The 12129-nt window shown below is 50.9% G+C and carries 8 protein-coding genes; 4 read left to right on the top strand and 4 right to left on the bottom strand.

What is annotated here, in order from left to right; all coding sequences use genetic code 11:
* Window positions 1–232: 232 nt before the first annotated feature.
* Window positions 233–1885 carry a membrane-bound lytic murein transglycosylase MltF gene (gene mltF / locus NF212_RS04260; RefSeq protein WP_434359136.1) on the top strand — a complete coding sequence of 551 codons (1653 nt, stop codon included), beginning with the start codon at window positions 233–235 and terminating at the stop codon, window positions 1883–1885.
* 162 nt (window positions 1886–2047) lie between these two features.
* Entirely contained in the window at window positions 2048–2239 is a 192-nt protein-coding gene (locus NF212_RS04255) for a hypothetical protein (RefSeq protein ID WP_434359134.1), read from the top strand.
* On the opposite strand, the gene tadA is transcribed toward NF212_RS04255, so the two are convergent.
* Window positions 2236–2736 (bottom strand): tRNA adenosine(34) deaminase TadA, encoded by a 501-nt coding sequence (gene tadA / locus NF212_RS04250; RefSeq protein ID WP_434359132.1) that lies wholly within the window; start codon window positions 2734–2736, stop codon window positions 2236–2238. The two genes, NF212_RS04255 and tadA, sit on opposite strands and share 4 nt — an antisense overlap.
* Window positions 2737–2790: 54 nt before the next feature.
* Window positions 2791–3669: a LysR family transcriptional regulator gene (locus NF212_RS04245; RefSeq protein ID WP_434359130.1), complete on the bottom strand. Its 879-nt coding sequence runs from the start codon at window positions 3667–3669 to the stop codon at window positions 2791–2793.
* 252 nt (window positions 3670–3921) lie between these two features.
* Here NF212_RS04245 and NF212_RS04240 point away from each other — a divergent pair, with 252 nt between their 5' ends.
* The gene (locus tag NF212_RS04240; protein WP_434359128.1) at window positions 3922–5046 is read left to right on the top strand and encodes an S-(hydroxymethyl)glutathione dehydrogenase/class III alcohol dehydrogenase; all 1125 of its coding nucleotides are present in this window, start codon (window positions 3922–3924) and stop codon (window positions 5044–5046) included.
* Between the two features lie 72 nt (window positions 5047–5118).
* Window positions 5119–5970 carry an S-formylglutathione hydrolase gene (gene fghA, locus NF212_RS04235; protein WP_434359126.1) on the top strand — a complete coding sequence of 284 codons (852 nt, stop codon included), beginning with the start codon at window positions 5119–5121 and terminating at the stop codon, window positions 5968–5970.
* A gap of 55 nt (window positions 5971–6025) precedes the next feature.
* On the opposite strand, the gene NF212_RS04230 is transcribed toward fghA, so the two are convergent.
* The gene (locus NF212_RS04230; protein WP_434359124.1) at window positions 6026–7585 is read right to left on the bottom strand and encodes an AbgT family transporter; all 1560 of its coding nucleotides are present in this window, start codon (window positions 7583–7585) and stop codon (window positions 6026–6028) included.
* A gap of 419 nt (window positions 7586–8004) precedes the next feature.
* Window positions 8005–12129 carry a response regulator gene (locus NF212_RS04225; RefSeq protein WP_434359122.1) on the bottom strand — a complete coding sequence of 1375 codons (4125 nt, stop codon included), beginning with the start codon at window positions 12127–12129 and terminating at the stop codon, window positions 8005–8007.

Below are 12129 nucleotides of genomic sequence, written 5' to 3'. Positions count from 1 at the left end.
TCGTTCAGCCACTTCAATGTCACCGATTTTCCGGTTCCGAAGGGTGTCGGCCGCCATTATAGGGGAAAACAAAGTGTGACGTAACAGATAACGCAACCGTTTGCGTGTTTTTTTTCATCCTGTTTTTACAGCCCGGATAGACAAACACCGTCCCAGCTTTGCTAATCACAACTTTGCCTCAATCACCCGCTCTGGTATAAATCACTCCATGGCATTTGCAAGAGTCATTTGTTTGAAAAGAAATAAGCTCTATCACTACCTTTCCTATCTGCTCATTGCGGTAGTGGTCGCAGCCCTTTCAGGTTGCGACTGGCGCTATGATGACAGAACCGAGCTGGAGAAAATCCGCGAGCGCGGTGTACTGCGTGTGGGAACCCTGAATAACCAGCTTTCTTATTACATCGGTTCTGAAGGCCCTACAGGCCTCGATTACGAACTTGCCAAGCGTTTTGCCGACGTTCTCGGCGTCAAACTTGAAATGCAGCCTATTTTTACCCTTTCCGGGCTGTTTCCGGCACTGAAGCGCGGCGATGTAGACCTTATTGCAGCAGGCCTGACAGTCACGCCTGAGCGCCTGGCTGAGTTTCGGCCAGGTCCGGCGTATTACTATGTCAGCCAGCAGGTGGTTTACAAAAAAGGCCATTGGCGCCCACGTGATATTGATGAACTCAACAAAGACGATGCCTCTTTAGTCGTTGTTGCAGGATCAAGCCATGAGCAGACGCTGAACGAAATCAAGCCAGAGCACCCTGCCCTGAAATGGGAGGCGATGAAAGACGGTGACGATGACCTCCTGCTCAAGCAGGTAGCACAGGGTGACATTGACTTCACTATCGCCGATTCCATCAGCATCGCGCTGGCTCAGCGGATCTATCCGGATATTGCGCTGTCACTGGAGCTGACTGAGGACGAACCGGTTGCCTGGTTCCTGCCAAAAGGCAAGGACGACAGCGTTTATGCACTGATGATTGAATTCTTTGGTGACATGAAGCAAAGCGGCCAGCTCGATACACTGGAAGAGAAATATTTCGGCCATGTCGACAGTTTTGACTACGTGGATACCCGAGCATTCCTCCGCGCCATCGAATCCAAACTGCCTAAGTGGGAACCGCTTTTCAAACAGTATTCCCGTGACTTTGACTGGCGTTTACTGGCCGCGGTTTCTTACCAAGAGTCTCACTGGAATCCTCGGGCCATCTCCCCAACCGGCGTCCGGGGAATGATGATGCTGACTCTGCCGACAGCCAAATCTGTTGGTGTGAAGAACCGGCTTGATCCGGAGCAGAGTATCCGTGGTGGCGCAGATTACCTGCACAAGATCCTCAAGCGCGTGCCTGACAGCGTGAACCAGCATGAAAAGATCTGGTTTGCCCTTGCCTCGTACAACATGGGATTTGGCCATATGATGGATGCACGGCGCCTGACCAAGGCTCAGGGCGGTGACCCGGATTCCTGGACGGATGTGAAAAAACGTATCCCGCTGCTGACCCAGCGCAAATACTACCGCCAGACCCGGTATGGTTACGCCCGTGGCCATGAAGCGCTGAACTACGTGGAAAACATCCGCCGTTACTACCAGAGTATTATCGGCTTTGAGCAGGCTCACCGGACTGAGATCCAGAGTGAATTTGTGGTTGAAACGGAGGAAGGCCTGCAAACCATCGTCGCACCGGACACTGATGCTGCAGCAACAGTTTCCGGAGAAGGTACCCCTCAGCAAGTCACGGAGGCTGCTGAAACAGGCGAAGACAAAGCAACCACAGCAACAGTGGTTGAGGGCAAAAAAGCTGAAAGTGCGCCTGAGCACAATGTTCAGGAAAGTGACGCTCAGCCAGAAAAGCCTGCGCCAGAATCAACGGGTGTCAGCCGCAAGCCAAAAGCGTAAAACCAAAAACGGGATGTACAGTGTCTGTACATCCCGTTTTCCATTCATTGTTCACTTCTGTTTACGTACACAGCACACATCCTTGTAACGTGCGTTTGCCATAAAACTGTCATCAGCCTAGTTTAGAACTATGGGGACTTTAAATACGCACAAGGAAAGTTGATGAAAAGAAAAACCAGCCTGAACGTCGGCTCACAGCGCAGGGATAACCTTCGTGCCCGCGCACAGGCATCCAGTACCCGCCGCAAGCGACTGCGTTCAAACATGCATAAAAAGGTACTCTGGCGACACAGACTGTTTTCCACCCAGGAGTTCGCAGAAGGCCCGGTGCCTTTCCTGGTCAGTGAACGCTAACCTTCAGCCTGTTTACGGGCTGCTTTCTCTGCTTTTTTCTCCGCCCGGCGACGCCGGAAGAATGCCTGAAGCTGTTCCCGGCATTCTTCTTCCAACAAGCCCCCCTCAAACGCAACATGGTGGTTGACCCCCTCGTAGCTGAGAAGGTTCATCACCGAGCCGGCTGCCCCGGTTTTTAAATCCGGTGCGCCAAACACCACCTTCCCTACCCTTGCATGCACCATGGCAGCCGCACACATTGGGCAGGGCTCTAAAGTGACATACAACGTGGTTTCCAGCAGGCGGTAGTTTGCAAGCACCAATCCACCCTGGCGAAGGGCCATCATCTCCGCGTGGGCAGTGGCATCATGCTGGCCGATAGAGCGGTTCCACCCCTCCCCGATTACCTGTCCTTCATGGACAAGCACGGCACCGACAGGAACTTCACCTTCGTCTTCGGCTTTCGTTGCCAGTTCAATGGCTCGTCGCATAAAACGGGCTGGATCGGTATTGGTCATTCTGCGTCTCTGTGATGGTATATGTTGGCCTAAGGGCTGCGGATTATAGCGAGTTCAGCGCTTTTCAGACAACGATGCAGCCAAAAACTCGATTAACTTCCGCACCCGCATCGGGAGGCTGCGCCGCTGCGGATAAAGGGCCCAGATCCCTTCAGCTTCCGGAGCCATACCCTCCAGGACCGGCAGCAGTTCTCCACTGGCAACATATTCGTCAACATAGTAGTCCGGTAACTGCACCACACCGATTCCTTTCAGCGCGGCATCCAACAGCCCTCGGCCACTATTGTAAGTGACGGAGCCGGTCACTTTTACATTCCGCTCCTTGTCATCCACATGGAACCGCCAGTAAGGGTGGTTGCCAAGCAGACAGTTATGTTCCCTCAACTCTTCCAGGCTTTTGGGGATCCCGTGTTTTTTCTTATACGCAGGGGACAGGCAAACATGCTGGCGTCTTATTGCCAGTCTCCTGGCCACCAGACTTGAGCTTGCCAGCGGGCCAAGGCGAATAGCCAGATCATATCCGCCTTCAACCAGATCGAGCTGCTGGTTGGTCAATTCAACCGTGGCTTCAACGCCCGGATACATCTGCATAAAATCATTAAGGAGTGGCAGGATGTACTGCTCACCATAGGTTACAGGTGCCGTGAGCTTAATAAGGCCGCAGGGTTTTTGTTTGCGGTTGAGAAGTTCCTGTTCAGCTTCCAGCAGCCCATTTAACACTTCCCGGCAGTGCCGGTAATAAATCGCGCCTTCATCCGTGAGTGACACTTTACGGGTTGTACGGTTTAAAAGCCGGATATCCAGCCTTTGTTCCAGTTTCGCAACCATCCGGCTGACGTGCGCCACAGACGATCCCAATTGCATCGACGCAGCGGTAAACCCCCCGGTCTCAGCGACGGCAACAAACTCTGTCACCCCTTCCCAGTGCACCATTATTACAGTCCAGCAAAAGTGATTTACTCGTAGCCTTAATTATCAATCGGTAGCGAACAATTACAATCGATACAAATGAATATCCTCAAATAACCCCTGGATGCGTGTTCAGCACCCCGTCCAGAGGTCATTTGAGTATGAATCCCTGACGCTGTCGCAATTACTGTTCAGGCTGACGTTGCGAACAAGGACTATTTTTTTATTTGGGGATCATACTTTATTAAGTAAAACGGATTTCAGGAGAAGAAGTGAATGGCTGACAAATTTATTAAATCCCGCGCTGCTGTGGCCTGGGGGCCTAATCAACCACTGTCCATTGAAGAAGTGGACGTTATGATGCCTAAGGCCGGTGAAGTACTGGTCAAGATCATCGCCACCGGGGTTTGCCACACCGACGCATTTACCCTTTCAGGCGATGATCCGGAAGGCATTTTCCCGGCAATCCTCGGGCATGAAGGCGGTGGTATTGTTCAGGCAGTCGGCGACGGAGTTACCAGCGTCTCTGTCGGTGATCATGTTATTCCTCTCTACACACCGGAATGTGGTGAATGCAAATTCTGTAAATCCGGCAAAACCAACCTTTGCCAGAAAATCCGGGAAACCCAGGGAAAAGGCCTGATGCCTGACGGTACAACCCGTTTCTACAAAGACGGTAAACCCATCTTCCACTATATGGGCTGCTCAACATTCTCGGAATATACCGTCCTGCCTGAGATTTCCCTGGCAAAAGTAAACCCGGAAGCGCCCCTTGAAGAAGTTTGCCTGCTTGGCTGTGGTGTCACCACCGGCATGGGGGCAGTACTGAATACAGCAAAGGTTCAGGAAGGCGATACCGTTGCGGTATTTGGCCTGGGTGGCATTGGCCTGTCCGCTATCATCGGTGCCCGTATGGCCAAAGCCGGACGGATCCTGGGTATCGATATCAATGAAAGCAAGTTTGAGCTGGCGAAGAAGCTCGGTGCGACCGACTGTATCAACCCTAAAGAATATGACCGTCCGATCCAGGATGTGATTGTCGACCTGACCGATGGCGGTGTTGATTACTCTTTCGAATGTATCGGTAACGTAAACATCATGCGTTCCGCATTGGAGTGCTGCCACAAAGGCTGGGGCGAGTCAGTGATTATCGGTGTCGCCGGCGCCGGACAGGAAATCTCAACCCGTCCGTTCCAGCTGGTAACCGGCCGGGTGTGGCGTGGTACCGCATTTGGTGGCGTGAAAGGTCGCTCTCAGCTTCCTGAAATCGTGGAGCAGTACCTCGACGGACAATTCAAACTGGATGATTTCATAACCCACACCATGGGTCTGGAAGACATCAATGAAGCCTTTGAATTGATGCACGCAGGTAAGAGTATCCGCAGTGTTATTCACTACTGAGATACCGAGCAAGATACCATCGGCACGCCCTGATTCCGGGGCGTGTTTTTATTTTTGGAAAGGAAAATCACCATGTCTTTAACCCTGGTTTCCTCAACCAAGTGTTTCGGGGGCTGGCACCAGCAGCACACCCACGAGTCCAAAGTACTTGGCTGTACCATGCGTTTTGCCGTTTACCTCCCCCCGCAGGCAGAAGAGAAACGTGTCCCGGTCCTCTACTGGCTTTCCGGCCTGACCTGTACTGATGAGAACTTTATGCAAAAAGCCGGAGCAATGCGTGTAGCCGCAGAACTGGGGATTGCAATCGTCGCCCCGGATACCAGCCCACGAGGGGAAGGTGTACCGGATGACCCGGAAGGTGCATATGACTTCGGCCTGGGAGCCGGGTTTTACCTTAACGCGACTCAGGCGCAATGGGATCAGCATTACAAGATGTACGACTATGTCACCGATGAACTGCCAAACCTGGTGGAATCGGAATTCGCGGTAAAACCGGTACGCAGCATCAGCGGACACTCCATGGGCGGCCACGGGGCAATTACCGTCGCACTGAAAAACCCGCTCCGCTACCGTTCAGTATCGGCGTTCAGCCCTATCTGCCACCCGATGGATTGCCCCTGGGGGCAGAAAGCGTTTTCCAATTACCTCGGCGAAGACAAAGAGAGCTGGAAAATCTATGACAGCGTTGAGCTGATGAAGGACTGGCAAGGTGACAATGATCCTCTGCCACTGTTGGTCGATCAGGGTGACGCAGACAATTTCCTGGCTGAACAACTGAAGCCGGAAACTCTGCAAATGGCGGCGGCAGCTTCCGGCTACCCGGTAGAAATACGGATGCAGCCCGGTTATGACCATAGCTACTTTTTCATCTCTACCTTTATTGGTGAACACCTGCGTTTCCACGCAGGGCACCTGCTGAAATAACCCCCAATAAAAATGCCCCGGCCATTGGCCGGGGCATTTCATTTCTTTACTTAGCTTACAGAGAGTAAGTGTACGGTGCCTGAATACCCAGAGGCAGGCCCAGCGTCCAGTACGCCAGCAGGAACAGGGTCCAGCCAATCAGCATGGCGATGGAATATGGCATCATCATAGAAGCCAGGGTACCGATACCTGTGCTCTTCACATAACGCTGGCAGTAAACAACAACCAGTGGGAAGAACACCATCAGAGGCGAAATGATGTTGGAAACAGAGTCACCTACACGGAATGCAGCCTGAGACAGTTCTGGGGAAATACCCAGCGCCATCAGCATCGGTACCAGGATAGGACCAATCAGGGCCCACTTGGCAGACGCAGAACCGATAAGCAGGTTAACGGTTGCAGTCAGCAGAACCATACCCACGATAGTCAGCTGGCCCGGCATATTCAGTGCTTTCAGGAGCTCAGCGCCTTCCAGTGCCAACAGCGTACCGATGTTTGACTGGCTGAATGCCGCCAGGAACTGGGCACAGAAGAACGACATAACCAGGTAGCTGCCCATGGTTGCCATGGTGTCGCTCATTGACTTGATAATGTCACTGCTGGTTTTGAAAGTACCGGCAACACGGCCGTAAACCACACCAGGGATAATAAACAGGATGAAGATCAGCGGCACGATAGACTTCATGATCGGTGCAGCAAAGGAAGTCAGCTGGCCATCCGGTGCACGCAGCGGTGAAGTTTCAGGCCACAGGGCCACCACCAGCAGGGCGATACCGGCAAGCATTGCGATGCCCGCACGGTTGAACGCACGGCTTTCAGTTTGGGTAAAGCTGCCCAGATCCGGAGCGGTTTCCGCATCTTCGTCAATTGCCAGCTTGGACAGGCGCGGCTCAACGATCTTCTCGGTTACATACCAGCCGATAGCCACAATCAGGAATGAAGACAGGCCAGTGAAGTAGATGTTCGCCAGCGGGTTAACCACGTAGTCCTTATCCAGTACGTTCGCCGCAGACTGGGTAAAGCCAGCCAGCAGCGGGTCGATACCGGAAGGAATGAAGTTGGCTGCGAAACCACCGGATACACCGGCAAATGCCGCCGCGATACCAACCAGAGGATGGCGACCGGCCGCATGGAAAATGATACCACCCAGTGGGATAACCAGAACGTAGCCGGCATCTGCTGCGGTGTGGGAAACTATCGCCACCAGAATCAGCACAGGTGTCAGCAGTTTCTTAGGCGTGACGTTCAGCATCTTCTTCAGGCCGGTATTGATAAAGCCAGAAGCGTCAGCCACACCTACACCCAGCATCGCAACCAGTACAATACCCATTGGGGCGAAGCTGGTGAATGTAGTCACCATATTAGCCAGGAAGCTGGCAAGGGCTTCACCGGTAAGAAGGTTGTTGATCTGGATAGCCTGGCCGGAAACGGGGTGAATCAGGTCAAAAGAGATCTGAGACAAAATGGCAGACAGGCCCCAGACCATCAGCAGGCCGTAAAAAAACAGCAGTGCCGGATCAGGAATCTTGTTACCAACGCGCTCAATCGCGTTAAGGAATTTTTCCATACCACCCGACGGCGCATCGGGCTTTTGCTTCAATGCATGGTCACTCATAAATGTGCTCCAAATGATTACGATGTTGCGCCACCACTGTTGTCCTGTATTTATGGGTTATTCGGATACAGTGGGACGTGTTACCTCATTGTATGGAAGCGAATAAATAAAAAAGAGCACACATCTAAAAATAGAACAATTAGCAGGATGATAAATTGTAAACGGAGATTAAAGTAAAACAAATATTCAAATAAACACATCAAAAACAAAACAACAAACCAACATATGAAAAGTTATTACTACATAAAATGAGAAACATAAAAAATTGCCCCTATCAGGGAACCCTGACTCGCATCCCCGAGGACGGCAATCACCAACAAAATGGCAGAATGAGCGCAGCAAGCTGCGTGCTACATCAGTTGGCAGCACGTTTTCTTGACTAAAATGGTGGCTTCTAGCTTTTTAGCAGAAAGGCATGGTTAACATGGTGTGTGGACAAGCCAGATTTCCAGTAACTTGAGCAGCTTTTCTGGATCCATAGGTTTAGTCAGGTAATCATTGGCTCCGGCCCGGATACATTTTTCACGATCCTCAGGCATTGATTTGGCCGTCAGGGCAATAATAGGCAGATGCTCAAATCCGCTCATGTTGCGAATATGCTTCATGGTTTCATAGCCATCCATTTCCGGCATCATAATATCCATCAGCACCAAATCGACCTTGTCTCCGCCTTCCAGCAGAGAGAGGGCTTCTTTACCGTTATTGGCTATCGTACAGTGGATACCGTGGTCCTCAAGGACGGATGTCAGGGCAAATATATTGCTGATCTGATCATCAACCACCAGCAGATTTTTATTGTTCAGTACATCATTGGAATCCAGTTGATCAAACAGAATGCGACGCTGCTCTTCTGGCAACTGCCTGCTGATCTGGTGCAGGAAGAGGCTGGTTTCAATAAGAAGGGCACTGCGGCTCATAACCGGTGAAACCGGGTGCTCTTCCGCTACCTGATCAACCATTGCCTGTAGGGGTTTGGTCAGCGGCTCATTACTGTGAACGATCAAAGGTGTCGTCAGACTGTCACTCAATCCATTGATAACCTGCTTAATAAATGTGATATCGGTTACCTGGCTGATATTCAGGACAACGCAGTCATACGCTGTATCTTGAGCCATCTTTATCATGGAAGATGTGTTGTCACAGGTATCTATTTTTAATCCCGGCGCATTGAGGAATTCTGACAGAGGGGCGGCCATCGCCAATTTCTCTGCGATGATTAATACATGCGCCTCCGACTTTTTGATTCGTGAGGAAAATGCCTCCATTATCTGCTTTGCGGTTTCATCATCTATGGGTTTGAAGGAAGAGCCGATGGCACCCATTTTTACCAGTTCTGAGTTGTGCGGCCTGCTGTGTTCTTCGGTCAGCACATAGACAGGAATATGCCGGGTTTTTATATTTGCCTTGAGCTTCTCCAGGACCAGTGTCCCGTCCACACACTCTGCATCTTCCGACATGATAATTGCAGTTGGGAGCAGTTCCTCGGCAAACTGCAGCCCCTTGCCACCATCGAACGCGGTAACCACATTGAAACCGGTTTGTTCGCCCTGTTTTTTCAATTGGGCATGAAGTTCAGGATTGCTCTCAATTATCAAAAGGCGACGTTCCGCCAGCAGACCTGTGTCTTCAATATCTGTGCAAGAATCCTTCAGCTCTGAGGGAGACTCAGAGACATCCTCATCAAGCTGGGCAAACTCTGCCGGGATATGGGCTTTCTGCAGCTCAGTCAATCCGCCAGAGTCGGAAGCCTCCTTGGTATCACCTGCCGTGGGGGCATCCCTTTGCGCTGTAAAGATGTCTGATGATGAGTCACGGCCTAACTTTGGGCCAGCAAGCTCCAGCGGCAAGTAGGTATACATGGTAGTACCAATGCCAACTTCACTGGTCACAGTAATGTATCCACCGAGCAATTCAATCAACTGTCTGGAAATGGATAATCCCAATCCGGTGCCACCGTACTTACGGTTTGTATTCCCGTCCCCCTGGGCAAAAGCATTGAACACAGCATTCAGCTTGTCGTGTTCTATGCCTATTCCGGTATCTACGACTTTGACACACAACATATCCTGGTGGACAGCCTTACCGTCAGAGTCAGCCATGCCTTTGTTAAGGCGTTCCATGACCAATTGCACTTCGCCCTTTTCGGTAAATTTAAAGGCATTTGACAGCAGGTTGACGATCACTTGCTGGAATCGCTTAGGGTCGGTCTTAACCGTTGTCAGGCCACTGTCATTAAGTGTAGAGAAGGCCAGCCCCTGTTTGTTGGCTACTTCGATATAACGCTGGTAAAGGTTGGTTAGGAAGTTGTCCAGGTTCATATTTTCGATGATGACATCAAGCTTGCCCGCCTCAATTTTTGACAGGTCAAGAACGTCATTGATAATCGAAAGAAGATCACTTCCTGAGCGATGGATTACTGTCGCATACTCAATTTGCTTTTCAGTCAGGTTTTTCTCTTTGTTCTCTTTCAGCAGGTTGGCAAGAATCAATAAGCTGTTCAGGGGGCTGCGCAACTCATGCGACATATTGGCAAGGAATTCTGATTTGTACTTGCTGGACTGCTCCAGCTCCCTGGCCTGGCGTTCAAGATCACGGCGCACCTTTTCCAGACTGAGGTTTTGGTTACGCAACGTGGCCTGTTTCTCTTCCAGCTCTGCGGCTTTTAGCTTGAGCTGCTCATTTGATTCGCCCAGCATTCCCTGCTGCTGTTCCAGTTGCGAAGCCTGCAACTGGCTCTGGCGCAACAGGTTGCTCATGGTGTCACGCGAGGTGGAAACCCTCATTGCAATACCGATACTGGGGATGACTTGTTCAATAAATTCAAGCTGCCCCCTCGTCATCGGCTTGGTATGTCCAATCTCTATCACCCCTTCTACATTGCCTTCATAAAGCAGGGGGGCAACGACTATATAAGCAGGGGTAGCATACGAAGCGGCCGATTGGGCAATGGGCAACCGCTCATTAAGCTCCAGGTTTCGCTCAAGTATTTTTTTCTGGCTCATCGCCTGCCCAACCAGTCCTTCTCCGGGATAGAACACCATTGAACGTCCATTTTCTCCGTGTTCCACAAGTGCGCCATAGTGGGACATCAGGTGCAGCTCCTGACGCTCTTCTTCCCCTTCAACAGTATGGGTGCGGTAGACAAAGCCAACCGCCGCGCCCAGGTATTCACAAATGAAATCAACGGTGTTTTTAGCCATCTGGGTAAGTGGCAATTCACCACTGAGCTTTTTACTCAGTTCAGATATTCCCGATTTAAGCCAGTCCTGCTGGGCGTTGCTTGTGTTAGCCCTTTCAAGATCGTCCACCGCTTTCGTCAGGCTGGTGCGTACTTCTTCAAACTCAGAGAAATAGCTGAGACCTCCAGCAATTTTTGAGTCAGGATCAGACAGTTTTCTCGCTGTTGGATCGATATCTACCTTGAGTAAACTCCGCGCCTCAGCGATATCATTACGAGAGAGGGACTCTGTGATTCTGAGAACCTGTATCAGCGCGGAGCCAATCATATTGCTGACACCGAAGGCAATCATAAAGCCCACAACAAGCGAAAACAGGGTCACCCCGAATAGCACAGCGACTGTACTGTCCATGCTGTTCACCAGTTTAGCCAGCGCCGTTGTGGCATCAGTCTGTTCTTCATTGGCAGCCGTTGTCAGCAAAAGGTCCACTTCAGCAAATATTGTCCTTTCCAATTGATCGGTAGTGGCAATTGCATCCATTTTTGTCTGAGGGTTGTAGCGTTTGAAAATCACATCAGACGTATCTTCTATGTCATCAAAGAGCTTCCTGATTTTATCCAGGTTCTCCTTGTCACCCTCCTCAACCTCCAGTCGGGTAAGCAGGTTAAAATACTCACGAAATTCATCGGCATAGTCATCGAATGCATCTTGTTCATCTATTTCTCCACCGACGTATTCTGCCAGTGAAGAGAGCATATCACCGGATTGATCCAGCAGTTCCAGGTAGTAGCGAAGGCCCGGAATATCATCCCCGATAGCCTGTTCCAGCGTACTGGATTCCAAAGCCTCCCGGTAATCATTCTCGGTCAGCTGATCGAGCAGGACTTCAAGTTCCGCACCCTGGTTGTCTTCCAGATCATCGACCGCTTTCAAAGCCCATTTCTCTGACAATGGGTCATAACTCTGGAAGACAGATCGATTGACTTCACTGAAATATTCGTCAACCAATGAACGAATGGTAGAAAGGCGCTCCAGACTTTCTGCGCTGCCCACTTCCAACGGAGTGACCCTGTCCAGAGCGATACCGAAATTTTTATAGGATTCACGGAAGTCTTCCTGAATACCCTCTGTTTCCCCTGACAGGTATTCGAGTACATTGGTCTGCATGATGCCGACGTTTTTACCCATCTCCAGGTACAGGAATGCACCCGGCACGTCATCTTCTTCAACACCGGCAGCAATGGTCTTGGCACCGCTTAAGAAATACCAGGCCAACCCGCAAGTAAGTACCAGCAGAAAAATGACCAGGCCAAAACCACTCAACAATACTGTTTTCAGCCTTTTCTCTTTTCCTCTGAAAAACAT

Origin of the sequence: Parasalinivibrio latis (genome assembly GCF_036825535.1) — a bacterium.
GTDB classification, from domain to species: Bacteria; Pseudomonadota; Gammaproteobacteria; order Enterobacterales; family Vibrionaceae; genus Parasalinivibrio; species Parasalinivibrio latis.
The sequence above is the reverse complement of the archived record's forward strand: the minus strand, read 5'-3'. Positions and strand labels throughout refer to the sequence as shown.